General features: G+C 65.7%; 26 protein-coding genes and 1 riboswitch. Of the genes, 16 read left to right on the forward strand and 10 right to left on the reverse strand.

All coding sequences use genetic code 11. The features are described 5' to 3' along the window. Nucleotides 1-11: 11 nt before the first annotated feature. From crcB to VFO93_RS15430, 5 genes are all read right to left on the reverse strand, one after another. Nucleotides 12-389: a fluoride efflux transporter CrcB gene (crcB, locus tag VFO93_RS15410; protein ID WP_144853228.1), complete on the reverse strand. Its 378-nt coding sequence runs from the start codon at nucleotides 387-389 to the stop codon at nucleotides 12-14. Between the two features lie 70 nt (nucleotides 390-459). After that, nucleotides 460-1,758, reverse strand: a complete 1,299-nt coding sequence (gene eno / locus VFO93_RS15415) for a phosphopyruvate hydratase (protein WP_325135264.1) — start codon at nucleotides 1,756-1,758, stop codon at nucleotides 460-462. A gap of 53 nt (nucleotides 1,759-1,811) precedes the next feature. Beyond that, nucleotides 1,812-2,273: a hypothetical protein gene (locus VFO93_RS15420; RefSeq protein WP_157569750.1), complete on the reverse strand. Its 462-nt coding sequence runs from the start codon at nucleotides 2,271-2,273 to the stop codon at nucleotides 1,812-1,814. Further along, nucleotides 2,273-2,761, reverse strand: a complete 489-nt coding sequence (locus VFO93_RS15425) for a phosphatase PAP2 family protein (RefSeq protein ID WP_305021208.1) — start codon at nucleotides 2,759-2,761, stop codon at nucleotides 2,273-2,275. Before VFO93_RS15425 ends, VFO93_RS15420 begins: the two co-directional genes overlap by 1 nt. Before the next feature lie 155 nt (nucleotides 2,762-2,916). Then, the gene (locus VFO93_RS15430; RefSeq protein WP_144853345.1) at nucleotides 2,917-4,152 is read right to left on the reverse strand and encodes a voltage-gated chloride channel family protein; all 1,236 of its coding nucleotides are present in this window, start codon (nucleotides 4,150-4,152) and stop codon (nucleotides 2,917-2,919) included. Between the two features lie 126 nt (nucleotides 4,153-4,278). Further along, nucleotides 4,279-4,352, reverse strand: a riboswitch (Fluoride riboswitch). Between the two features lie 112 nt (nucleotides 4,353-4,464). Between VFO93_RS15430 and VFO93_RS15435 the strand changes: the two genes are divergently transcribed. Then, nucleotides 4,465-5,466, forward strand: coding sequence for a hypothetical protein (locus VFO93_RS15435; RefSeq protein WP_144853220.1), 1,002 nt, complete (start codon nucleotides 4,465-4,467; stop codon nucleotides 5,464-5,466). A gap of 2 nt (nucleotides 5,467-5,468) precedes the next feature. Here the strand turns inward: VFO93_RS15435 and gpmA are convergent, their stop codons facing one another. Both gpmA and VFO93_RS15445 read right to left on the reverse strand, forming a co-directional pair. After that, nucleotides 5,469-6,161, reverse strand: a complete 693-nt coding sequence (gene gpmA, locus VFO93_RS15440; RefSeq protein WP_325135265.1) for a 2,3-diphosphoglycerate-dependent phosphoglycerate mutase — start codon at nucleotides 6,159-6,161, stop codon at nucleotides 5,469-5,471. A gap of 25 nt (nucleotides 6,162-6,186) precedes the next feature. Further along, nucleotides 6,187-7,230 (reverse strand): sodium:calcium antiporter, encoded by a 1,044-nt coding sequence (locus tag VFO93_RS15445; RefSeq protein ID WP_325135266.1) that lies wholly within the window; start codon nucleotides 7,228-7,230, stop codon nucleotides 6,187-6,189. Between the two features lie 86 nt (nucleotides 7,231-7,316). On the opposite strand from VFO93_RS15445, the gene VFO93_RS15450 reads away from it, so the two are divergent. From VFO93_RS15450 to VFO93_RS15505, 12 genes are all read left to right on the forward strand, one after another. Next, on the forward strand, nucleotides 7,317-8,246 hold the full coding sequence (locus tag VFO93_RS15450; RefSeq protein ID WP_305021204.1) for a LysR substrate-binding domain-containing protein: 930 nt from the start codon (nucleotides 7,317-7,319) through the stop codon (nucleotides 8,244-8,246). A 96-nt stretch (nucleotides 8,247-8,342) separates the two neighbouring features. Further along, nucleotides 8,343-8,723, forward strand: a complete 381-nt coding sequence (locus tag VFO93_RS15455) for a hypothetical protein (RefSeq protein WP_325135267.1) — start codon at nucleotides 8,343-8,345, stop codon at nucleotides 8,721-8,723. Nucleotides 8,724-9,001: 278 nt separating this feature from the next. After that, complete coding sequence (locus VFO93_RS15460) at nucleotides 9,002-9,388, forward strand: hypothetical protein (RefSeq protein WP_325135268.1); 387 nt, start codon at nucleotides 9,002-9,004, stop codon at nucleotides 9,386-9,388. A 281-nt stretch (nucleotides 9,389-9,669) separates the two neighbouring features. Beyond that, nucleotides 9,670-10,323, forward strand: coding sequence for a LysR substrate-binding domain-containing protein (locus VFO93_RS15465; protein WP_325135269.1), 654 nt, complete (start codon nucleotides 9,670-9,672; stop codon nucleotides 10,321-10,323). Between the two features lie 85 nt (nucleotides 10,324-10,408). Continuing rightward, on the forward strand, nucleotides 10,409-11,506 hold the full coding sequence (locus tag VFO93_RS15470) for a YeiH family protein (protein ID WP_233636203.1): 1,098 nt from the start codon (nucleotides 10,409-10,411) through the stop codon (nucleotides 11,504-11,506). Nucleotides 11,507-11,600: 94 nt separating this feature from the next. Beyond that, nucleotides 11,601-12,692 (forward strand): c-type cytochrome, encoded by a 1,092-nt coding sequence (locus tag VFO93_RS15475; RefSeq protein ID WP_325135270.1) that lies wholly within the window; start codon nucleotides 11,601-11,603, stop codon nucleotides 12,690-12,692. A 38-nt stretch (nucleotides 12,693-12,730) separates the two neighbouring features. Further along, complete coding sequence (locus VFO93_RS15480) at nucleotides 12,731-13,210, forward strand: DsrE family protein (protein ID WP_325135271.1); 480 nt, start codon at nucleotides 12,731-12,733, stop codon at nucleotides 13,208-13,210. Between the two features lie 27 nt (nucleotides 13,211-13,237). Continuing rightward, nucleotides 13,238-14,200: a substrate-binding domain-containing protein gene (locus tag VFO93_RS15485; RefSeq protein WP_325135272.1), complete on the forward strand. Its 963-nt coding sequence runs from the start codon at nucleotides 13,238-13,240 to the stop codon at nucleotides 14,198-14,200. A 14-nt stretch (nucleotides 14,201-14,214) separates the two neighbouring features. Further along, on the forward strand, nucleotides 14,215-15,000 hold the full coding sequence (locus VFO93_RS15490) for a substrate-binding domain-containing protein (protein WP_325135273.1): 786 nt from the start codon (nucleotides 14,215-14,217) through the stop codon (nucleotides 14,998-15,000). 61 nt (nucleotides 15,001-15,061) lie between these two features. After that, nucleotides 15,062-16,264 (forward strand): hypothetical protein, encoded by a 1,203-nt coding sequence (locus VFO93_RS15495; protein WP_325135274.1) that lies wholly within the window; start codon nucleotides 15,062-15,064, stop codon nucleotides 16,262-16,264. 126 nt (nucleotides 16,265-16,390) lie between these two features. Further along, the gene (locus VFO93_RS15500; RefSeq protein WP_325135275.1) at nucleotides 16,391-17,128 is read left to right on the forward strand and encodes a helix-turn-helix domain-containing protein; all 738 of its coding nucleotides are present in this window, start codon (nucleotides 16,391-16,393) and stop codon (nucleotides 17,126-17,128) included. 208 nt (nucleotides 17,129-17,336) lie between these two features. Beyond that, nucleotides 17,337-19,220 (forward strand): cytochrome c oxidase subunit I, encoded by a 1,884-nt coding sequence (locus tag VFO93_RS15505; protein ID WP_325135276.1) that lies wholly within the window; start codon nucleotides 17,337-17,339, stop codon nucleotides 19,218-19,220. A 117-nt stretch (nucleotides 19,221-19,337) separates the two neighbouring features. Here VFO93_RS15505 and VFO93_RS15510 read toward each other — a convergent pair whose 3' ends face one another. Continuing rightward, nucleotides 19,338-20,555: a PD-(D/E)XK nuclease family protein gene (locus VFO93_RS15510; RefSeq protein ID WP_198173001.1), complete on the reverse strand. Its 1,218-nt coding sequence runs from the start codon at nucleotides 20,553-20,555 to the stop codon at nucleotides 19,338-19,340. Nucleotides 20,556-20,560: 5 nt separating this feature from the next. Between VFO93_RS15510 and VFO93_RS15515 the strand changes: the two genes are divergently transcribed. Genes VFO93_RS15515 through VFO93_RS15525 form a run of 3 tightly spaced genes read left to right on the forward strand, consistent with a single transcriptional unit; the run spans nucleotide 20,561 to nucleotide 22,178 of the window. Then, nucleotides 20,561-21,181, forward strand: coding sequence for a TMEM175 family protein (locus VFO93_RS15515; RefSeq protein WP_198173002.1), 621 nt, complete (start codon nucleotides 20,561-20,563; stop codon nucleotides 21,179-21,181). 46 nt (nucleotides 21,182-21,227) lie between these two features. Beyond that, nucleotides 21,228-21,890: an MBL fold metallo-hydrolase gene (locus VFO93_RS15520; protein WP_325135277.1), complete on the forward strand. Its 663-nt coding sequence runs from the start codon at nucleotides 21,228-21,230 to the stop codon at nucleotides 21,888-21,890. A gap of 15 nt (nucleotides 21,891-21,905) precedes the next feature. After that, nucleotides 21,906-22,178 carry a DUF202 domain-containing protein gene (locus VFO93_RS15525; protein ID WP_325135278.1) on the forward strand — a complete coding sequence of 91 codons (273 nt, stop codon included), beginning with the start codon at nucleotides 21,906-21,908 and terminating at the stop codon, nucleotides 22,176-22,178. A 33-nt stretch (nucleotides 22,179-22,211) separates the two neighbouring features. Here the strand turns inward: VFO93_RS15525 and VFO93_RS15530 are convergent, their stop codons facing one another. Next, entirely contained in the window at nucleotides 22,212-23,618 is a 1,407-nt protein-coding gene (locus VFO93_RS15530; protein WP_325135279.1) for a YncE family protein, read from the reverse strand. A gap of 90 nt (nucleotides 23,619-23,708) precedes the next feature. Further along, on the reverse strand, nucleotides 23,709-24,195 hold a 487-nt coding region (copM, locus tag VFO93_RS15535), incomplete at its 5' end, for a CopM family metallochaperone (protein ID WP_325135280.1).

A 24,195-nucleotide genomic window follows, 5' to 3' on the forward strand; every position in this document is an offset into this window, starting at 1 on the left:
AGAAGAGAAGTTTATAAAAAGCGCACCGCCACCACGCCCGCAAACGTGGCCCCCAGCCCCAGCAGCACGCTGCCGGCCACGTAGAGCGCCCCGTAGGCGTATTCGCCGTCGGTGAGCAGGGCGATGGTTTCGTAGGAGAAGGTCGAAAACGTGGTGAAGCCCCCGCAAAAGCCCGTGGTGAGCAACAGTCGCAGCTCGGGCGAGCCGATGGTGCCCCGCTCGGCCGCCGCGTAGAAGAAGCCGATGAGCAGGCAGCCCAGCACGTTGACCAGTAGCGTGCCCAGCGGAAAAGGGTGCACGAAGTGCCGCGCCACCAGCAGCTGCAACAAATAGCGGCCCACGCTGCCCAGGGCCCCGCCCACGGCGATGATGGCTAGCAATCGAGACATAAGGTGCACGTGAGAAGTCAGCCCCGGCGGACTACTGGCGCCAGTAGCCCACCGAGGCGACCGCCGTCATTTATTGATTCTTAAAGGCCTTGATGCCCGCAAAGCGCCCCGCGCCGCCCAGCTCGCGCTCGATGCGCAGCAGCTGGTTGAACTTGGCGATGCGCTCGGAGCGCGAGCCGCTGCCGGTTTTGAGGTGGCCCGCGCCGGTGGCTACCGTCAGGTCGGCCACGAAGGTGTCCTCGGTTTCGCCCGAGCGGTGCGAGACGAACTGGTTGTAGCCGTTGGCCTGCGCCAGGCGCACGGTGGCGAGCGTTTCGGTGACGGTGCCGATTTGGTTGAGCTTGATGAGCACCGAGTTGGCGATGTGCTGGTCAATACCGGCTTGCAGGATGGCGGGGTTAGTGCAGAAAATATCGTCGCCCACCAGCTCGATTTTACTCCCTAGGGCCTGGGTGTGCAGCTGCCAGCCGGCCCAGTCGTCCTCGCCCATGCCGTCTTCGAGCAGGATGATGGGGTACTGGCTTACCCAGCTCACCCACAGGTCGTTGAACTGCGCGGAAGTGAAGGTTTTTTGGGTCGATTTGAACAAGCGGTACTGGCCCGGCTGGCCATCCTTGCCCTTCTCCCACAGCTCGCTCGACGCGGGGTCGAGGCAGAGCGAGATGTCGGTGCCCGGCCGGTAGCCAGCCTTCGTGATGGCTTCGAGCAGCAGCTCCACGGCCTCCTCGTTCGACTTCAGATTGGGGGCAAAGCCGCCCTCATCGCCTACCCCCGTGTAGTAGCCCTTCTGCTTGAGCAGGGCCTTGAGGGCGTGAAACGTTTCCACGCTCATGCGAATCGACTCGGCAAAGGTGGGCGCGTTGTGCGAGGCAATCATGAATTCCTGAAAATCCACGTTGTTATCGGCGTGGCGGCCGCCGTTGAGCACGTTCAGGCAGGGCACAGGCAGCACGTAGCTGGCCTGGTCGGCCAGCTGCCGGTAGAGCGGTTTTCCGTTAGCGGCGGCCAGGGCGCGGGCGTAGGCCATCGACACGGCCAGGATGGCGTTGGCCCCGAGGCGGCTCTTGTTGGGGGTACCGTCGAGGGCGATGAGGCGGTGGTCGAGGTCGGCCTGGTCGGTAAGGTCTTGGTTGAGAATAGCCTGGCTGATTTCACCCTGCACGTTGGCCACGGCCTTTTGCACGCCCAGGCCGCCGTAGCGTTTGGGGTCGCGGTCGCGCAGCTCCACGGCTTCTTTCTCGCCGGTGCTGGCCCCGGCGGGCACCAGGGCGCGGCCGGTGGCCCCGCCTTCAAGGGTAATGTCGGCTTCGACGGTGGGGTTACCGCGCGAGTCGAGCACTTCGAGGGCGGTTAGGGAGGTGATTTTCATAGGGGATTGAAAAAATGAAGTAGGATAAAATGGCCGGACCAACTTGGTCAGGGCTAGGCGGGGGGTGAATCGGGGGCGTTGGCTTGCGCCAGCAGCTGGTTGGCTAACTCGGTGAGGCGCAGCACACGGGCATCCCAGTCGGGAGCCAGGGCCGGGGGTAGGGCCCCATAGCTGCTGAACTTGGCGGCCGGCGCGTCGCCCAGGATTTCCCAGAGCTGGGCGGCGCGGAAGGCTACCTCGTGGCGGGGCGAGCGGGTCTGCGTGTCGAGGCGGTAGGCGGCGTGCAAGGCGGCCAGCTCGGCGTGAAACGCCTCGGCCGTGGCGGCCAGGGCGGCGCGGTCGGCCGCGGGCAAGTCGGCAGCCCAGCGCTGGGCAATGCCGGGCGCGGGCGGCCCCAGCACCGCCCGCAGGCTGGCCAGGCGGTCTTCGAGCAGGAGCATCAGCGAGCTGAGCACCCGCTGGTGCGTGGCCGAGAGCGGGAACCCGGCCGGCGGGGTGGGCAAAGGACTAGGCATCAGACAACTGGTGGGGAAGAAGCGGGGGAAAGTGGCACATAGCGCGCGATAATCCAGGTATAGAGCCAACTCACGCCGTAGGCCAGGGGCAGGCTCAGCAGCGCGGGCACCAGCACGTCGGAAGGGTAGTGCACACCCAGGTACACCCGGCTGTAGGCCACCAGTGCCGCCCAGGGGAATAGCACCCAGGCTAGCCCCGGCAGCCGGTGCCGGGCCGTGAAAAACAAGTAAAACGCCAGCGCAAACACATTGCCTGCGTGCGACGACACGAAGCCGTAGGGGCCGCCCCGGTAGCCGTGCAGCAGGTGCAGCTGCCCCACCAGACCGGGCTCGTGGCTGGGCCGCAGCCGGTGCGCCCAGGGCTTGAGCAGCCCGGATGCCAGCTGGTCGCTGGCCAGAATAAGCACCGCAATCAGCGGCACCAGCACCCAGGCCCGCCGGCCGAAGCTGCCCACCAGCACGGCCAGCAGCGCGGCGTAGAACGGCACCCAGGTAAACGTCTGGCTTGCCCACCACAGCAGGCCGTCCCAGAAGGGCGTGTGGTGGCCGTTGACCAGCAGAAGCAGGCGTGTGTCCAGGGTTTGCAGCTGGTCGAGTATGGCGAGGAAAAGGAGGGTGGTGAAGAAAAAGGCCGCGGCCTGCCCTAGGGCCGCCGGTCGGCCGGCTGGTGCAGCGCCCCCAGGCGGCGGCCCCGGTGGCGGCCCAACAGCGGGTGCTTAGGCTGGCCCACCTGCTGAGAGGAGTAGATGCCGCTGTGGCCCGAAAACAGGTAGGCCACCACGCAGCTCAGCCCCAGGTAGATGCCCGCGTGGGTACCAAATAGCTCCAGGCCCATGAACAGGCAGGCCAGTGGCGTATTGGCCGCACCCGCAAACACGCCCACGAAACCCATCGCCGCCAGCAGCGCCACCGGCAGCGGCAGCACTACGGCCAGCGCCGAGCCCAGCGCCGCCCCGATGAAAAACAGCGGCGTGACCTCCCCGCCCTTGAAGCCCGCCCCCAGCGTGAGGGCCGTCAGGGCCAGCTTCCAGGCAAAATCCTGGGGCGGCAGCGGGTGCTGAAACGCCTCCACGATGACCGGCACGCCCAGGCCAGCGTAGCGCATGGTGCCCAGCGCCCACATGATGCCCGCTACCAGCACGCCGCCCACCACCGGCCGCAGCGGCGCGTAGGCGATGCGGGCAAACTGCTTACTTATCCAGTGGGTGAGGGTAGCGAAGCTGCGGGCCGTGAGGCCAAACAAGGCCCCCACCAGCAGGGTGCAGCCCAGTCCTGGGGCCGTGAGCGGCAGGGCCGCTAGCGCGGGGTAGGCGGTGTGGCCCACGCCCCAGGCCCGCGTGACGGCATCGGCCACCATAGCGGCCAAAAAGCTGGGCAAAATGGCCTCGTAGCGCATCGAGCCGAGCAGAAACACCTCCAGCCCGAACACGGCCCCGGCTAGCGGCGTGCCAAACACGGAGGCGAAGCCCGCGCTCATGCCCGCGATGAGTAGCAGCTGCCGCTCGCGCCGGGGCAGCCAGCGCGAAAGCTGGTCGGCCAGCGCCCCGCCCATCTGCACGGCCGTGCCCTCGCGGCCCGCCGAGCCGCCAAACAGGTGCGTGAGCAGCGTGCCGCCCAGCACCAGCGGCACCAGCCGCAGCGGAATTACTTCGCTCGGGGCGTGTATTTCGTCCAAAATCAAGTTGTTGCCCTTCACCACCCGGTTGCCAAAGCGGTGGTAGGCCAGCCCCACCAGCAGGCCGCCCACCGGCAGCAGCGCCAGGGCCCAGGGGTGGGTTTCGCGCCAGCGCGTCACCCATTCCAAACTCACTAAGAAGCCGGCCGAGGCAGTGCCGGCCAGCGCGCCGACCAAGCTGGAGAGCAGCAGCCAGCGCCCCACAAACCAAGCCGTGGGGGTAGGCGAGAGGGCCCGTAAACGGGCGGGTACTAAGCGGGAGTAAAGGGGGTGATAAGCCACGGGAGCGAACGCTAAGATGAACTACTCGGCGTAGCCACCAGGGCCAGCCGTCTCGTAGGAATCATCAGCGCAGCGCACCAGGCGCCGGCGGTTCGCGGTGGAAATCCATCACCGTACTGCGCCCTTATACGAGGCGACGACGGGCGGGTTGTGATAATTGGGCAGCCTGCCGGCTATTATTGCTAAAAACCTGTGGCGGGCCCGGCCGTTAAGGAGGCTTCTTTGCCTGCTGCCATGACCAGTTTCCCTTTCTTGTCTGCGGCCCGGCGGTGGCGTGCGGCGGCCGGGGCCGGCTTTGCCCTGCTGGCCTGGCTGAGCGGCTGCGTGGTAGCGCAGGTAGGCGCTTCGCGGGCGCTGGACGCGCCGGCGGCTGCCGTGGCGTGTGCCCCCGCCGAGCTGCCTTACGCGCTCCCCGGCCCGGTGCTGACGGCCCCGCAGCTAGCGGCCGATACCCTGCTGCGCCGCCACTTCACGGCCCCCACGCTGGCCGCTGCCAACCGCTACGGCCTGGCGCCGGCCCTGCATCAGCTGGTGGCGGCCCCACTTGGCTCGCTGGCCCGCCTGAGCGCCCGGCAGCGCGTGGGCGAGCAGCTGGCGGCCCTAGCCCTGCTGGTGGGCAGCACCACCGCCGAGCTGGACTGCGAGGAGGAGCGCGCCGACCAGGTGGCCGATTACCTGCTCGACCAGGCCGCTCGCCGCATCCGGCGCTACACGCTGCTGGCCATCGTGCTCGGGGCCCTGGGCACGGTCGTCACCGGCGGGCTGGCGCTGCTGGAAGTGCGCAAATCAATTTACCGCCCGGTTGGCATCGCGTTTGGCCTGGCCGGGGCGGCGCTGGGGTTGCTCAGTCTCTACGCCCCCGATGCGCGCATTTCCTACGCACACCGCCGCAACGCGCTGGCCAACATTGGCTTAGTGGACCTAGGGCCGGTGACTACGCAGCCGCGCACCCTGGCCGCGCCGGTGTGGGCCTACCTCACGGCCCCCGCTGGCGCGACGGGCGCGCTTTCGCGGCGCGAAGCCCTGCTGCACCGCTGGCAAACCACCGGCGAGCTAGGGGCTAGAAGTTCCGCTGACCGGCAGCGCCTGCTGCACCTGCTCTTCGGCCGCGGCGGCACCTACGCGGCCAGCGAGCTGCAAATGCGGGCCAACTTCTACGACCAGCTCGAATCCAGCGTGGCGCTGCTAAAGCAGGAGCTAACCCAGCTGGCCGCGCAGGTGGCGGCGCTGCCGTAGCCCTATTCCGTTAGCAAATAATGGTTTATCCGCTCCAGGTTGTCATTGAGCTGGTACACCATTGGCACGCCGGTGACGATGTCGAGCTGGGTCACCTGCTCGTCGGTGAGCTTGTCGATGTACTGCACCAGGGCGCGCAGGCTGTTGCCGTGGGCGCAGACGATGACTTTTTGCTGCTGGCGCAGGGCGGGCATCACCGTCTCGGTCCAGAAGGGCAGGACACGGGCCAGCGTTTCGCTCAGGTTCTCGGTCAGGGGCAGCTCGCGGTCGGTGAGGTGCTGGTAGCGCGGGTCGTGGCCGGGGTAGCGCGGGTCGGCGGGCGTGATGGCAGGCGGGTGCGCGTAGGGGTCGCGCCGCCACAGCAGTACCTGCCCGGCCCCGTACTGGGCTTCGGCGGCGGCCTTGTTCTGGCCCTGCAGCGCCCCGTAGAAGCGCTCATTGAGCCGCCAGGTCTTCTGCACCGGAATCCAGAGCAGGTCCAGCTCTTCCAGCACGATGTCCATCGTTTTGATGGTGCGCTTGAGGTAGGAAGTGTAGCCCACGTCGAAGCGGAAACCGTGCTTGTGCAGCAGCTGGCCGGCGCGGTGGGCCTCGGCCACGCCCTGGGGCGTGAGGTCCACGTCGGTCCAGCCGGTGAAGACGTTGGCCAAATTGGTGGTGCTCTCGCCGTGGCGAAGCAAAACGATGTCGGGCATGGGGTAGGGAAAAGTAGTAGGGTTGTTAGTGACTGATAGCCAGCAGCCCCAGCATACCCAGCGCATATAGCGCGAGCACTGCCAGCGAGTCGAGGCCCATGCGGGCCACCTGCCGCTGCGGCCGGAAAACCAGCCCATAGACGTACACGCAGGTGAGCAGCATGCCCAGGCCTGTGAGGTAGAGGTCAGCCTTGCCGGCGTGGGGCAGCGCGGCCTGGCCCGAGAGCGCGCTGGCCACCACAAACAGCACCGGCAAAAAGGCGTTGCCCCCAAAAATATCGCTGACGGCCAGCTCATACGCGCCCGCTTTCATCGAGGCCAGGCCAGTCGATACCTCGGGCAGCGAGGTAGCCGCCGCCAGCACCGTGGCCCCAAACAGCAGGCCGCTCAAACCCCAGTGGGTGGCCAAGGCGTCGCCGCTGCGCTCCAGCACCACGCCGGCCACCAGTGTCACCACGGCCGAAGCCAGGAATACGAGCCCCGTGCGCCCGGTGCTGGCCGGGGGCTGTGGTTGGGCCGGGGCCGGGGGCTTAGGCGGCGGGCTGCCAGTTGGGGCCGCGTCGTGCGCCTGCCAGGGTAGCCCCTTTTGCGCTTTGCCAATCAGCCACAGGCCCACTACCCAGAGCACCAGGATGAGCAGGCCCGCCGGGGTCGTGCGGGCCACGATAACGGCGGCCGGCAGCTGGCTGCCCACCAGCACGGCCGCCAGCACCAGCACGCCTTCCAGCGCCAGTGCCAGCGAGGCAGCCCGGTAAGTGAGGGCCGCTTTTTTGCCCAGGCCAAACACGTCGAGCACCACCAGCACCAGCGTTTGCATCGCAATGCCACCCAAGATGTTACCAATGGCCAATTCCAGATGCTGGCTCAGGGCGGCGCTGACCGTGATGGCCAGCTCGGGCAGGTTGGTAACTACGGCCAGCAGCAGCAGGCCGCCCAGCGCCTGCCCCAGTCCGAAGCGCTTGGCCAGCACCGAGGTGGCGTTGGCCAGGTAAATGCCGGCCACCCAGACGGCCGCCCCGGCCGCCGCAAAGGCCAGCAGCAACAGGGGAGTGGATAAGTGTGCGAACATGCGGGAGCAGGTAAAGTAGGAGGCCCATACGGCCCACTCGCCCTTTTTGCCGGAAAATCCGCGCTACGGCCCCGACCTTCGCGCCCATGTCCGATTTTCGCTTGCGCGTATTTGCCGCCGTGGCGCGGCACCTGAGCTTCACCAAGGCCGGCCAGGAGCTGTTCGTGAGCCAGCCTGCCGTCACCAAGCACATTCGGGAGCTGGAGGCCCAGTACGGTCAGCGCCTGCTGGAGCGGCGCGGCAACCGCGTAAGCCTCACCGAGGCCGGCCGCCTGCTGCACGCCCACGCCGAAGCCGTGGCCGCCTCGGCCCAGCAGCTCGACGAGCAGCTGGCCGGCCTGCGCGACCCCGAAGAAGCCGCCGGCCGCCTGCGCCTGGGGGCCAGCACCACCCTGAGCCAGTACGTGCTGCCGGGCTGGCTACCGGCCTTTCAGGCCCGCTACCCGCAGGTGCAGCTTACCTTATTTAATGCTAATTCCGAGCGCATTGCCGACGCGCTACTGCGCGGCGAGCTGGATTTGGGCTTCGTGGAGGGCCGCACCAAAAGCCGCGACCTGCACTACGAATTGCTCTTGCCCGACGAGCTGGTAGCCGTGCGCCGGGCCACGCCCGCCGGGTCGCCCACCAAGCCCCTACCCCTGGCCGAGGCCCTGGCCAGCCCGCTGGTGCTGCGCGAGCGCGGCTCCGGCACGCTGGAAGTGCTGGAAATGGCTTTGCGTGAGCGCAAAATCAAGCTTTCCGACCTGCAAGTGGCTATTTACCTAGACAGTACGGAGGCCATCAAAAGCTACCTAGAGGCGGCCCCCACGGCCCTAGGGTTTGTGTCGCGGCAGGCACTGACGCGCGAGCTGGCGGCGGGCCTGCTCGAAGTGGTGCCCATTGCCGGGCTGGCCCTGCCCCGGCAGTTTGAGGCCGTGTGGGTGCAGGGCCAGCCGCTGCCCCGCCCGGCCCAGCGGTTCTGGCTCTTTGCGCAGGCCCAGGGCAGCGTTTCCATAACCAAAGGGAATAAGCGATAACTAATCAACTGAACGCCGGGCGAACAACCGGCGTAGGTGGAAGGGTTACGTAGCAGCTACTTATCAGCGGCAAAGCCCGCTATTTCCCCTTTCACCATGCAAAACCAACCTGCCCCCGACGCCGACCAGCCCACGCCGCAAACCGCCCACCCCGCCGCCGACAGTGCCCACGCCGGCACCCCGCACTACGGGACCTTCGGCGACCCGGCCAATGTATCCGCTACCCCGGAGCATCACCCCAACCGCCCCTACGTAGGCGGCTACATGGACCCCGAAGGCACCCACGGCGGCTGCGAAACCGGCCCCTACGCCCCCACCCAGCAGCGCGGCCACGCTGACCAGAACCAAGCTACTGATGCCGTGCGGGCCGCCCAGGGCAAGGACGAAGACGTGGAGCGCGCCGCCTTTGCCGAGGACGACCCGCGCTATGCGGGCGGCGACAAATTCGACTTACAGGACGAGCAGACGGGCTTTTAGGGCAAGACTACGCTACGCATAGACACCAGCCGTCCCCCTTTTCCCGTTTGCCTACGCGCAAAACCGGAGGCGGGGGACGACTGGTTTCTAGGCGCTGAGCTGTCAAGAGGTTATTCAAAATGGTTATTCACGATAACTATTTTGAATAACCTGACCACGTAGTTCGTCCGCTACTTTTGAGTTCGTCAGCCCCTGTCAGTGCCCGCTGGGCGATTCGGCGGCGCGGCTACAACGTGGCTACTCACTTTTCCCAATCACCTCTTTTGCTCTTTTCACGCATGAGCCAGCACCCCGAAAACCCCGCTACCCCCGCCGACGAAGCCCACGCCGGCACGCCCCATTACGGCGACTTCGGCCACCCCGCCGACCCCCACGCGCCCCGCACCTACCGCGAAACCAGCTACGACGGCTCCAACGATAACCCCGACGAGTTCAGCGCGTTTCGGGGCAAGCACGCGGCGGCTACCGAGCACTACTGCATGAGCGATGCCCAGGCCGACCCCGCCCAGCAGCGCGGCCACGTGGCGCAAAACCAGGCTACCGCCGCCATCATCGCCGCCCACGGGGCCGATGACGACATGGAGCGCGCCGCCTACGCCCTCGACGACCCCCGCTACGCCGGCGGCGACGTGTACGACCTGAAAAACGAGCAGACGAGCTTGTAGCGCCCGGCTGGCCGCGTGCCCTAGGCCCCTGCCCGGTTGCCGCTGGTTTGGCCAGCTGGCAGCCGGGCAGGCGGCATTTAGGGACTGGGAGCGAGCGGCTGGCATGCGCCTCTTCATAATTTCTGGTTATGCTGAATAAGCATTTGGAATACACAAGGTGCGGGGTAGCCAGGTAATTTTGACGCACAATCAGCGCCGGTCGCCTGGTACTAGCGGGCTAGTTGGCAGTTGATTGGCCGGGGCGGAACAGGCCGCCCGGCTACTTTTTACCACCCGCCCCGATGTCATCCGATTCCCTAGTGCTGCGCCTGGGCGCCAGCGCCACGCTGAGCGGCTACGTGCTGCCCGTTTTGCTGGCCAGCCTGCAACGGCATTTGCCCGGCCTGCAGGTGCAGCTGCGTCACCTGCCCACCGGCCAGGTGGCCGACTGCCTGCGCCGGGGCGAGCTGGATTTGGGCTTTGTGGAAGGCCTGGAGCGCTGCCCCCGCCTGCACTACGAGCACCTGCTGCACGACGAGCTGGTGGCCGTGCGCCAGGCTACCCCGGGCGGCCCCCCGCCGCGCCCGTTGCCGCTGGCCCAGGTGCTGGCCGGGCCGCTGGCGCTGCGCGAGCCGGGGTCGGGTACGCTGGCCTGCATCGAGCAGCACTTGCGGCAGGCGCACGGCGTGGAGCTGGCCGCGCTGCCGCAGGTGCGCTACCTGCCGCAGCTGGCGGCCATCAAGGAGCGCCTGTTGGCCGCGCCGGGTACCATCGGGCTGCTGCCGCGCCGGGCGGTGGCCCACGAGCTGCTGGCCGGCGCACTGGAAGAAGTGTGGGTGCTGGGGCTGCGCCTGACGCGCCCGCTGGTGAGCGTGCGCCGCCCCGACCAGCCGCTGCCCCCGGCCGCCGCGCGGCTGCTTACCCTGTGCCGGGAACGCTACGGCTCCCTGTCATAACCAATGGTTATTACGCATAACATTTTAAGATAAACTAGCAAGGGGCAAGCGCCGTAAATTTGCTCCAGATAACAACCACTTCCCCATGAGCCACCTCACCACTCCCGCGCCCCCCACACCGCAGCCCGAGCACAGCGCCGAGCCGATGCTCTTCGCCTCGCCGGCCGAGCAGGACCACGCCGCCGCCGCCCTTGATGAAGGGGTAAATACCACCGGCATCTTCCGGCACCTGCACACGCCCCGCGTGGCTTTTGGGCAGGATTTTACCTTGCGGCAGGTGGTGTTCGGGCTGTTTCTGGTGTTTTGCCTCACGCCCTGGGCCTCGCCGCCCATCGCGCTGGCCCTAGGGCTGGTGCTGGCCCAAACGGTGGGCAACCCCTTCACCAGCCACACCAAAGCCTTTACGCACAAGCTGCTGCAATTCTCGGTGATTGGCCTGGGCTTTGGCATGAACGCCCACGCGGCGGTGCAGGCCGGCAAGGAAGGTATCCTGTTCACGGTCGTCTCCATCTTCGGCACGCTGTTTCTAGGCTACTTCGTCGGGAAGTGGCTGGGTCTGGGTAAGCACGTGGTGCACCTGATTTCGTGCGGCACTGCTATCTGCGGCGGCTCGGCCATCGCGGCCATCGGGCCGGTGCTGCGGGCCAAAGACGAGGAGATGTCGGTGGGTCTGGGCACGGTGTTCGTGCTCAATGCCATTGCGCTGTTCGCCTTCCCGCCCATCGGCCACGCCCTGCACATGAGCCAGAACCAGTTTGGCCTGTGGTGCGCCATCGCCATCCACGATACCAGCTCGGTGGTGGGCGCGGCGGCCGCTTACGGCAACCAGGCCCTGGAAGTAGCCACTACGGTGAAGCTGGCGCGAGCGCTCTGGATTATCCCGGTGGCCATCGGCACGGCCATGATTTTCAAGCAGAAGGGCGTTAAAATCAAGATTCCCTACTTCATTTTCGGCTTCATCCTGGCCATGCTGGTCAACACGTTCGTGCCCGCCGCCAAGCCCCTGGGGCCGGTGATGGTGAACCTGGCCAAAATCGGCCTCACGGTCACGCTGTTCTTCATCGGCGCGGGGCTGTCGGCTAAGGTCGTAAAGTCGGTAGGCATCAAGCCCTACGTGCTGGGCGTGCTGCTGTGGGTAGTGATTTCGACCGCCTCGCTCTACGTCATTCTGCACGCCGTCTAGGCTGGTGCGCCGGGCCGGTGGCAAATGCTGCCGGCTCGGCCAATACGGGTGCCAGCCCGCTGATAAACAGGCTCTTTTAGCAATCCTCTCCGCCATGGCCACGCCTCCTGACCCTACTCCCCGTCTGCAACCCGAAGACAAGCAGGTGTTTGTGAAAGTGGCCGGCCTGCTGACCTGGCTCACCGGCCTGCTGGTGCTGGTAGTGGCCGTGACGGCCTACCTGCTGGTGTTTCCGCCCCGGCCCGCCGCGCCGCTGGCCGCTACGACGGCCGCGCCGGTTGCGGGGGCTGGCTCGGCCCCGAAGCAGTCCGCCAATTTCTTCGCCCCGGCCCGGTTCCTGCTCGACAGCGTAAAACACAACCCCGAGGGCGAGCTGATTCGCTACGGTCACGAGTTGATTGCCCACACCCCGCAGTACCTGGGGCCTCAAGTGAAAGACCCGCTGCTGCGCCTGGCGGGCAGCAACCTGGCCTGCCAGAACTGCCACCTGCAAGCTGGCCAGAAGGCCTTTGCGGCCCCCTACGTGGGCATCTGGGGCATTTACCCCACCTACAAAGGCCGCGAGAATGCCATCAGCACCCTCGAAGACCGCATCAACGGCTGCATGACCCGCAGCCTCAACGGCCGCCCGCTGCCCCTCGACGGTAAGGAGATGAAGGCCCTGGTGACCTACATGAAGTGGCTGGGCCGCCAGGTGCCGGTGGGGGAGAAGGTGCAGGGCCAGAGCTTCGTAAAAGTCACGTTTCCGAACCGGGCAGCCGACCTAGGGCAGGGCAAAGCCCTGTATGCCCAGCAGTGCGCCAGCTGCCACGGGGCGGGCGGCCAGGGCCAGCGCGCCAACTCCGACGCGCAGTACCAGTACCCGCCCTTGTGGGGCCCCGACAGCTACAACGACGGGGCCGGCATGCACCGCCTGCAAACGGCGGCCCGCTTTATCAAGGCCAACATGCCCTTCGGGGCCACCGCCGAGCACACCATCCTCTCCGATGCCGATGCTTACGACATCGCGGCCTTCATCAACTCGATGCCCCGGCCCCGCATGGCCCACCTTGAAAAGGACTACCCCGACCTGAGCAAGAAGCCCGTCGATTGCCCCTACCCCCCTTACGCCGACCAGTTTACCCAGCACCAGCACCAGTTTGGGCCCTACGCGGCCATGAGCCAGGGCAAGAAGGGCGCGGAGTAACCGCGTCGTAGCAAACATTTTAGCACAAATTCCTGCCCATGAAAACCCTGCTGCTGACCGCCGCGCTCGCCGCCGGCTTCGCCTTTTCCAGCCACGCCCAAACTCCCGCTGCCATGCACGACGCCGAAGCTTTTCAGAAAGGTACCTTCGCCGGGGCCACCGCCGACCTGGCGCACTACAACGCCATCTATCAGCTCGACAGCGACGACCCCAAGCTGATTCAGCAGACGTTGCGCAACATCAGCAACGCGCTGGCCGATACCCGCTTGAAGGGCAAGGTGACCATCGAGCTGATTGCCTTTGGCAATGGCACCACGCTCTACCGCAAGGACCAGCCCTACGAGGCGCAGCTCACGGCCCTCAAGCAGCAGGGCGTTATCCTGGCGCAGTGCCTCAATACGCTCAAGGAGAAGAAGATAAGCAAGGACGAGCTGCTGCCGCTCATTGCCTACGTGCCCAGCGGCAACGGGGAGCTGATAATCCGGCAGGCCCAGGGCTGGTCGCTGGTGCACCCCTAAAGCGCTCATTCGCCCCTAGCCACGCCCATGAAACGCCTTTCTCATCTGCTCGCCCTGGCCGCGCTCGCGCTGGCCCCGGCCGCCGCGTTCGCCCAAGCCATGCCCATTCAAAAGCCCGCCCCGCCCGACGCGGCCCACCGCTTCGACCCGCCCTGGAACGCACCGTTTCAAGCCGGCGAGGCCTTCACGGTGCCCGGCATCGACAACGTGCCCGACCTCTACGGCGACGTGGTGGACCCGCAGCTGGTGGTGTTTTTCGGCGGCAACCAGTTTATGGTGCTCGATGACTTACTGCGCGAATTTCGTAAGGCCTACCCCCAGTACCAGCGCATTTTCGTCGAAACCCTACCCCCCGGTATCCTGGCCAGGCAGATTGCGCAGGGCGGGGCCCTGGTGGTGGGCAACCTACGCATCGCCCTCAAGCCCGACGTGTACGCGGCCGGCAAAAGCCGGATGGACATGACCCCCGAGTGGTTTGCCCGCACCAGCAGCTACGCCCAAAACCGGCTGGCCATCCTGGTGCGCCAGGGCAACCCCAAAAAGGTACAGAGCCTGCGCGGCCTGGGCCGCCCCGAGGTGCGGGTAAGCATGCCCAACCCCGAGTGGGAAGGCATCGGCAAGCGCATCGAGGAATCGTATGAAAAGGCCGGCGGCGCGGCCCTCAAAACGGCCGTGATGACCACGAAGGTGCAGGCGGGTAGCACGTTTTTGACCCAAATTCACCACCGGCAGTCGCCCATGCGCGTGCTCTACGACCAGTCGGATGCCGCTCCGGTGTGGTACACGGAGGCGTTTTACCAGAAAATGCTGGGCCACCCGGTAGAGAATATCGAGATTCCGGCTAAGGAAAACATCACGGCCAACTACGTGGCCGGGGTGATGAAGGCCGCCCCCCACGCCCAGGCCGCCCAGGACTTTGTGGCCTTCCTCACTAGCCCCGCCGGGCAGGCCGTGTACCGCAAGTACGGCTTCCTGCCCCCGGCCAACTAACCGCTTTTTTCGTCATGCAAACCCTGTTTCGCACCCGGCTCGGCCGGGTTGCCCGCTGCCTTATGCTCACTACGTTATTAGCCGCGCCGGCCCTGGCCCAGTCGGCCCCGCCGCTTTCGGCTCCCCCGCTACGCGTGTACGGCCCCGGCGGCCCGGCCACGGCTATGAAGGAGTGCGCCGCCGCTTTTACCAAGCAAACCGGCCTGGCCGTGGAAGTAACCGCCGGCCCCGAGCCGCAGTGGCTAGCCCAGGCCGCGCAGGATGCCGACCTGGTGTACGGCGGGGCCGAATATATGCTCACCCAAACGGCGTTGGCCCACCCCGGCCTGGTGGACGAGGCCAGCCGCACCAGCCTCTACGCCCGCGAATCGGCGGTGCTGGTGCGCACGGGCAACCCGCTGCACATCAAGCGCCTCGAAGACCTGACGAAGGAAGGCGTGCGTCTGCTCGACGTGAACGGGGCCGGCCAGATGGGTATGACTGAGGACATGGCCCGCACCCCGGCCCTCATCGCCAACCTCCAGCACAACACCCGTACCTCCGTCAAGACCAGCGCTGAGGCGGTGGCCCTCTGGCAGCAGCAGCCCCAGGCCTACGACGCCTGGATAACCTACGCCTCGTGGCAGCCGCGCCTGCCCGGCTCGGCCCTGGTGCGCCTGCCCCGCGCCCAGCGCGTGAGCCGGGGCACGCCCATCGCCCTCACCCAGCGCACCACCCAGGCGGCCACGGCCCGGCAGTTCGTGGCCTTTCTGAAGTCGGCCGAGGGCCACGCCATTTTTCGGCGCAATGGGTGGGAATAGGGGGTAGGCCCCCAACAGCATCGTTTTTTCTTCCCGCTCACCCATTCACTCCTTTCCTAACATGACCATTCTCTCCATTTCTACCCGCGCCCCGCGCCGGTTGGCCCTGGGGCTGGCCACGGCCCTGCTGGGCAGCGCTACCCTGCTGGCTGGGTGCAAAAAAGACGATACCCAGGCCGCCGATACCTCGCCGCTGCTGCACATCGTGTCGCCCGTGGCCGGGGCCGTGGTGGCCCCCGGCGTGGGCCGCACCGGCGCGGGCAGCTTCGACGGGGCGGGTTTCCTGGTGAACCTGGAAATCGTGACCCAGGACACGGTGACCATTCCCACCAAGGAAGGCCTCAACATCCGCAACGCCGCCGCCGTGGGCAGCCCCAACGTGAACCTGCCCGGCTTGACGGTGAGCCTCGACGTGGATTTGACCAACCCGGCGGGCGTGGTCATCGCCAAGGGCACCAACCTGGCCTCGCTCTTCAACATCGCCGGCACCGACGACACGCCCGGCCCTGGCGTCACGACCTGGGTGAGCTGGCACGTGCTGGAGTCGCTGCCCGCCGGCACCACCAGCTTCAACCTCACGGCCGCCATCAAGGACCGCTCGGGGCGCACTACCACGACCACCCAAAAAGTGAGCGTGGGCACCGGCCCCGGCGGGGCCGCCAGCGGCCAGGCCCTCACGCCGGCCCCGCTCACTACTACCCTCACGCCCGGCGCCGACGACCCGGCCGGCCCCACGGTAACGCTACTGGCCCCGCGCGCGGGCAGCAGCATCAGCCCCGGCATTCAGACGGCGGGCGTGCTGCCCACGCCGCCCAGCCAGGGGGCGCTGTTTTTCGTGCAGGTGTCGGCCCTCGATAAGTCGAAGAACGGCATTGGGGTGAACGAGAACGCCCTGGGCAAGGCCGATGCCGACCGCGGCACCATCGTGGACGGCACCCAGTCGTCGAAGGGCCCCAACCGCTACGCGCCGGGCCTGGTCGTGACCTTCGACGTGCCGCTGCTGCAACCCAACGGCAACGTCATCGCGGCCGGCGGCAACCTCGCGCCCGTCTTCAACACGGCCGGCAGCGAGGTGGACCCCAGCGGCTTCGTGCGCACCACCTTCGGCTGGACGGTGGGCGGCACCCTGCAGCTGCCGGCCGGCAAAACCAGCGTCACGGTAAAGGCCGCCGTGGTGGACAACGCGGGCAAGACCGGCAGCGCCACCCAGGTGCTGCAAATCAGCCCCGTGGCCAACGGCCAGCTGCTGACGCCCGCCCCATAAGGGGTAGGCACTGGCGCGCTATTCCACCAACTCCCCTCCCCATGAACCCCACATCCTTTCCCCTGCTCGACTGGCGGGTGTGCCCCACCGGGCGTAGCCCACACCCACCACTTCTGGCTGCTGCACGTGGCGCGGGGTGCGGGCGTGCTACACCTGCCGGGGCAGGCGCTGGCGCTGCAACCGGGGCAACTGGTGCTGCTGCCGCCGGGGCCGGTGCTGGGCTGGGCGCTGGCGGCGGGCTGCCGGGGCGAGGTGGTGTGCTTTTTGGCCGACTACTACCTGACCAGCTTTCCCGCGCCGGGGCTGCCGGTCGGGCCGGGGCCGTGGGCGCTGGTATTGCCCCCGGCCGAGCGGGCCGAAGTGCCGGCCCTGCTGCGCGGCCTGGCCCGCACCCTGGCCGAGCCGGCCGCCGACCCCGCCCAGGCCCGCGCCTACCTGCACCTGCTGCTGGCGCTGGCTTTTCCGGCCGCGCCGGCCCCGCAGGGGGGTAGGGGGGCGGCGGTGGCCCGGCAGTTTGCGCAGCTGCTGGAAGCGCACTTTCGCACCCTGCACGCGGTGCGCGACTACGCCGCCCGCCTGCACCTGAGCCCCGACCACCTCTGCGCCTGCTGCCGCCAGCACCTGGGCCGCCCCGCCCGCCAGCTCATTGGGGCGCGGGTGCTGGCCGAGGCCCGGCACCTGCTGGGCACCACGGGCCTGTCGGTGGCCGAGGTGGGCTATGCCCTGGGCTTCGAGGAGGCCTCGCATTTCGGGCGCTTCTTCCGCCAGCACGCGGGCTGCTCGCCCCGGGCCTACCGTCAAAACCCGGCTTTATACCAGAAAAACCTGGAAAACGACCAGTTGCCCGGTAGGCCGGGCGGGTAAGTTTGCCCTGGGCCAGTTGCTGTAGCGTGGGCTTGGTAGTCCGAGCGCTCGCGCAGCGAGCAGCCGGCATCGAACATCGTTCGCCCGCAACTGCTCGCTGCGCGAGCGCTCGGACTACCAAGCCCACGCTACCCCTCCCTAGGGCGCCCTTTTATTTCTACTCCCTGGCGCGGGCCGCTGGCCGGCCGGGGGCAATTTGCACTACGCTATGGCTACTGAGTTCACGGCCTCCTCGCAGGCGCAGGGGGGCATCGGCACGGCCGCCGCCTCGGCCACTACCCACGCCGACCACCTGGCCGGGCCCGACCACCACGAGGCGCAGCACTGGCTGTTCAAGTACGTGTTCAGCCAGGACCACAAGATGATTGCCCGGCAGTTTTTGCTCACGGGCATGTTTTGGGCGCTGGTGGGCGGGGTGCTCTCCACGCTTTTCCGGCTGCAATTGGGCTGGCCCGAGGCCACCTTGGAGTGGCTTAAGCCGCTGCTGGGCAAGTGGATTGAGGGCGGTAAGCTCAACCCCGAGTTTTACCTGGCCCTGGTGACGATGCACGGCACCATCATGCTGTTTTTCGTGCTCACGGCAGGGCTCAGCGGCACGTTTGCCAACCTGCTCATTCCCTTGCAGATTGGGGCCCGCGATATGGCGTCGGGCTTTATGAACATGCTCTCGTACTGGTTCTTTTTCCTGTCGGGGGTCGTCATGTTTACCTCGCTCTTTATCGAAACCGGCCCCGCCGCCTCGGGCTGGACGGTGTACCCGCCGCTCTCGGCCCTGCCGCAGGCCATCGACGGCTCGGGCCTGGGCATGACCCTGTGGCTGGTGAGCATGGTGCTGTTCGTGGTGAGCACGCTGCTGGGCGGCGTCAACTACGTGACCACCGTGCTCAACCTGCGCACCAAAGGCATGAGCATGACCAAGCTGCCGCTCACGGTGTGGGCGCTCTTTATCACGGCTATTCTGGGCATTCTCACGTTTCCGGTGCTGTTTGCGGGTCTGCTGCTGCTGGTGTTCGACCGCTCGTTTGGCACCTCGTTCTACCTCTCTGATATCTACATTGCCGGGCAGGCGCTGCACAACCAGGGCGGCTCGCCCGTGCTGTTTCAGCACTTGTTCTGGTTTTTGGGCCACCCCGAGGTCTACATCGTCATTATGCCGGGCATGGGCATCGTGTCCGAAATCCTGGCTACCAACGCCCGCAAGCCCATTTTCGGCTACCGGGCCATGATTGGCTCGCTCTTCGCTATCCTCATTTTATCGTTCGCGGTGTGGGGCCACCACATGTTCGTGACGGGCATGAATCCCTTCCTGGGGTCGGTGTTCATGTTTCTGACCCTGGTCATCGCCGTGCCCTCGGCCGTGAAAAGCTTCAACTGGATTGCGACCCTCTGGCGCGGCAACATCCGGTTTACGACGGCCATGCTTTTCAGCATCGGGTTCGTGTCGCTCTTCATCGCGGGCGGCCTCACGGGCATCGTGCTGGGCAACGCGGCGCTCGATATTCAGCTGCACAACACGTACTTCGTCATCGCCCACTTTCACCTGGTGATGGGCTCGGCAGCGTTCTTCGGCATGTTTGCCGGGGTGTACCACTGGTTTCCGAAGCTGTTTGGGCGGATGATGGACGAGAAGCTGGGCTACGTGCACTTCTGGCTCACCTTCGTGGGCGTCTACCTCATTTTCATGCCCATGCACTACCTGGGCATTGCCGGCTTCCCGCGCCGCTACTACTCCTGGACGGGCTTCGACGCCTTTTCGCAGTTTGCCGACCTCAACCGGCTGATTTCGCTGGCGGCCATCGCCGTGTTCTTCGCGCAATTTGTTTTCCTCTTCAACTTCTTTTACAGCATCTGGCGGGGCCGCCGCGCCACCCAAAACCCCTGGAATTCCAACACCCTGGAGTGGACCACGCCCATCGACGTGCCGCACGGCAACTGGCCCGGCGAGGTGCCCACCGTGTACCGCTGGCCCTACGACTACAGCAAGCCCGGTTCCGACGCCGACTTCATCCCCCAAACCGTGCCCTACTCGGCCACGCCCGAGTCGAACCTGCTCGGGGAGGAAGTGCAGCTGGGCCAGGCCAGCGGCGAGTAAGTTTAGAAGCTATGTTTGCCCCAGCTTGAAGCTACCGCAGCGCTGCATCGTAAGCTACCCTGGTACCCGCAGCCCCGGCTGGCTACGCGCCGGCCGGGGTTGTTTCGTTTCGTAGGCTCATACACTTGGAACGTAGTCTGCCATCAGTGCCTTGAACTGGTCAAAATAATATTGCCCCTCTCTTAGCATATCATCAAAGCGATGTTGCCGGACAGTTTCATTCGTTGCGGCTTGGTAGAGTTCTGCTGGTTGAATGTTGTCAAAATAACGATGGTTCATATATCGCCAAGCCAGCCAATTACTATCAGACTTCAGTTTGGGGATAGTGAGGGCTAGCGCAACCAACGGTTGCAAAGCAACTTCTTGACTTGCAAGCACCTCCTGCCCATCCTTTAGCGCCCGGAATCCATAACTGACCTCATGCAACTGGAAATAAATAGTGTACTCAGGCAGAGGGGATAGATTCTCGCTAAACCTCGCATACCATACTGCTTCAAACTTCTCAATCAAATCTTCGACGTAAAGTGCTTGCCGCTCAGAAAAGGCTTGCCCCAAAGCGGCGGCGCTCACAAAATTTTCCTCACTTTGTGCGACAATTTGCTGCATTTCCATCCTGATGTAGTCGTTAGAAGTTCTGCCGGTGAGATAGTTAATGAGGTGTTGGTACTGCACGATGGTTTCCCGCACGAGCGGATAGGCAGCGGCGGCCTGACGGCACTTTTCCAGCCAGTTCGCGATGCCCTCTTTGTATGAAATTAACTCGTACTGGTCTGGCCGCAAGTTACCAGCGCCCCCATCGGAAGGCTTGGCCCCGTCAAGCGTAAGGTAGAGCAGCCGAGCTTGTTTGCGGTAGGTATGATAACGCCCGAGCTGATTCTGCTGGTCGTTGGCGTAAATCTTGTTCTCGATAAAGATGTACTGCCCGGCCGATTCCAAATAAATGTCGATTCGCCCCCCTTGCTGATAGTCGGAAGTAATCCGGCCTATGTCATACTCGACCACCAGCCGGGCGGTATCTGTTTTAAAGTCGTCAAACTTGATTGTTTGGGTAAATAGTTTTAGAAACGTATCCCGCAAGCCGTGGCTCCCGGCCGGATTAAGCAATTCTCCGAGAAAGGCTGAGTGCATCCGTACCTCTCTGGTTTCCAAGCCAAGAATCCGAAAGACGTTGAAGTTTTCGCCGCTTAGCTGTACCAGTTTCTCTTGCGTCCGGCGCAAAGCCAATACTTGGTTCAGCAGGCCATTAATTAGCATCTCGGCAGCGTAAAAAAATGAATAGTAAGCCCGCAGGAAACAAACATACGTTGCACGGGCCACCTCTAAATCGTCCGTCACTGCCCGTGGCCTACACCACCGTGGCGGGCCAGAATCTGCGCCGCATCGAGTCGCTGAGCGACGGCGTGTTTTCCATTGCCATGACCCTGCTGGTACTCAACTTGCGGGTGCCGGCCGCCGCCCTCGTGCGCACCGAGGCCGACGTAGGGCCGGCCTTGCTGGGGCTGTTGCCCAGCATCGGGGGCTACGTGCTGGGGTTTCTGTCGCTGGGCATCTTCTGGGTGTGCCAGAGCACGCAGTTCACGTACCTGGAGCACAGCGACCGGCGGCTGGCCTGGTGGCACATTGCCTTTCTGCTGGTGGTGGGCCTGCTGCCGTTCTCGACGGCCTTTCTGACCACGCACTTCCCGCTGCGCGGGGCGGTGCTGGTATACTGGGCCAACCTGCTGCTGGTGGGCGCGGCCCTGCTGGGCAGCTACCGCTACGCCCAGCGCCACAGTATGCTGCGGGCCGTGGATGCGGCCGTGAGCCAGGCGCTGGTGCGGCGCATCGTGCTCATGCAGGTGCTCTACGCGGCGGCGGCGGGAATGTGCTTTCTGAGCGTGTACGCCGGGGCCATCCTGCTGCTGCTGGTGCAGCTCAACTACGCCCTGGGCCTGGTTGCCGACCGCTGGCTGGGCGACTGAACTTACTGGCATCATCCTGCATACCAGAATTTTACCCCTACCCCCCATGCGCATTACCAAGTACATCCACTCCTGCCTGCTGTTTGAGCTAAACGGCGTGCAGCTGCTGTTCGACCCCGGCAAATTTTCCTTCAACGAGGGGCTGGTGAAGCCCGACGTATTCAAGGGCGTGAACACGGTCATCATTACCCACGACCACCCCGACCACCTCGACGTGGATGCCCTCCAGCGCATCGTCGAGCTGGGCGGGGCCACCCTAATTTCCAATGGTGAAGTGGCCGCCAAGCTGAAAAAGCAAGGGCTAGCCGTGCAAATTCACGAGGAAGGCCCGCTCGACTTGGGTGCGTTTCAGCTGCAAGCCCTGCCGGTGCGGCACGAGGCCATTCTCGACAGCCCGCTGCCCCAAATGACGGCCTGGCTGGTGAACGGCAAGGTGTTGAACCCCGCCGATTCCTTCGCCGAGAACCTGCTCCAATTTGCGGGGGTGGAGCTGCTGATACTGCCCGTCACCGCGCCCTTCCTCACAGAGTTGGTAGTGGCTGACTTCGCCCTGAAGATGCGGCCCAGGCAGATTTTGCCGGTGCACGACGGGTACCTCAAACCTTTTTTCGTGCAGCAGCGCTACGACAACTACGGGCCATATTTCGAGAAACACGGCATCAAGTTTCTGCGTTTGGCCGAGCCGGGTGCGGCCGTGACGCTGGCCTGAAAACCAAGTTTCCTTATGCCCGCTTCCACCCCCAAGCCTGCCCTACCACTGTCCGACCGGCTGGCCCTGCAACGCACCCGCCTGGCCAACGAGCGCACGTTGTTTACCTACGTGCGCACCAGCCTGGCGCTGGTGGGCTTCGGCCTGGCGCTCTTGCAGCTGCACCCCGAGCGGGGCGGCCGACTGGGCTACACGGCGCTGAGCGTGGCGGCCGTAGTGCTGGCGCTGGGTGGGTGGCGCTTTCGGGTGCACCGTCGCCAGCTGGCCGCCAGCGAGGCCGGCCAGTAGCGCAGACTTTCAGTGTGCACTACTGGCCGGCGCTTATTCGCTAACCAGCGCCGGCGGGCCATCGGCCGCTTTCGGGGCCACTACCACCCGCGTAAAGGCCTTGCCCGCCGGGTGCAAGTCGCCGCTGGCGATGCGCTGCACGGGGCCGAGCGCCTGGCCCATCGCGCCGCCTTTGGCGTCGGTGTGCACGGTGGTGAGGGGGTAGTCGCGGGCGTAGGGGGCCTGGGCGGAGCTGGTGAGGAAGATGTCGTAATCGGTATTCGGGGCCAGGGCGCGCAGGTTGAAGGTGGCCAGGTCCACGAGGCCCTCCGAGCGCAGGTTCATGGTGCCGGCGGCGGGGCCGGGGGTAGGGGGCCGCAGGTTGCGGATGACGGTGGGCTTGTCGATGAGCTGCTGGCCGAGGTTGGCCGCGCTGGCCACGCCCGAGGGCACGGCATCGGGCACGTACATGAGGGCCATCGGGGCCTGGCCGACCTTTATTTTGCCCAGCACCCGGTTGGTGGCCGTGCTCACGGCCACGGCCGAATCGCCGTTTTCGAGGCCTACGTACACCCGGCTGCCATCGCCTGCGGGCCAGATGCCGTGCGGGTTGGCCCCCACCGCAATGGTCGCCAGCTGCTTGAAGCCCGGCTCGCGGCTGTACACTTTCACCACGTCTTCGCCGCCCACCGTCACGTAGGCCACTTTGCCGGTGGGTAGGTCCACGGTGGTCACGTGGTTGGTGATGGGGCCGGTAGTTAGTACCCCGCTGATGGTCAGGATTTCGGTATCGAGCACCGACACCTTGCCCACGTCCTTGTGCGTAAACCAGATTTGCTGGCCGTCCTTGCTGGGGAAAATATTGGGCGAGAACGGGCTAATGACGGGTATTTTCTTGATAACCCGGTAGGTGGCCACGTCAATCACCGCCAACTCGGGCGAGAAACTGGAGCACACGAAGGCCCGCTTGCCATCGGGGCTGAAGGCAATTTGGCCCGGCCCGTTGGGCACCTGGATGCGGCGGGTTTCGCGCAGCGTGGCGGCATCAATCACGGAGAGGTAGTCCTCGCCGCGCACCGTCACCCACACCTCCTTGCCGTCGGGCCGAAAGGTGGGCTCGTGCGGGGCGCGGCCCACGTACACGCTGCCTTTTACGGCGTTGGTGGCCGTTTCGATAAACGTGACGTTATTGGAGCCCACCGACACCACGGCCAGCAGCCGGTGGTCGGGCGAGGCCCCCAGGCCGTGCACCAGCGCCTGCCCCCGGTAGAGGGCCGACGTTAAATCGGGCTGCGGCTTGCCCAGTATCACTTGGCCCAGCAGCTTGTTATCGGCCGGGTCGATGACGGAAACCGTGTTGGAAATCTGGTCGGCGGTGTACACCCGGTCGCGGTGGCTCACGGCCTGGGCCCGGGCGGCAGTGCCGGCCAGCAGCAGGGCGGGTAGGAGAAGATATTTCATTGACAGTAAGAAGGTAACGCGGGTTCTGCAAGTCCGCGCGTAGAGTAATCGGGCAACGCGCGGACTCACAGCGTCCGCGCTACACCCCACCTAGGGCTTGGCCGGGTGCTGCTTTAGCCAGGCCTGCATCTGCTGAATCTCGACCTGCTGCTCGGCGATGATACTCTGGGCCAGGCGGCGCAGGGCCGGGTCTTTGCCGTAAAGGAGTTGCAGGCGGGCCATGTCCACGGCCCCCTGGTGGTGCGGCACCATCATGGCCGCAAAGCTGGCGTCGATGTCGGCAGGGTTGGCCCCGTCCATGCGGCGCATGCCTTCGTCCATCACCACCATCACCGAGTCCATGCCGTGCTGGAAGGCGGCCACCGGGCTGCCGGGTTTGGCGGCGGGCATCGTCATACCGGCCATGCTGGCGTGGCTCATGCCGGCCATCTGGTGCTGGGCCTGAACGGCGGAGGTAGCCCCGAGCAGGAGGCCGAAAAACAGGAGGATATTTTTCACGTGGGTTGATAGCGTTTGCGTGGTCAAACCTACGGGATAGGCGGCGCGGGGGGTGGGGAGGCGGGGTAGGTTGGCTTTT

This window comes from Hymenobacter sp. (genome assembly GCF_035709525.1).
Taxonomy (GTDB): domain Bacteria; phylum Bacteroidota; class Bacteroidia; order Cytophagales; family Hymenobacteraceae; genus Hymenobacter.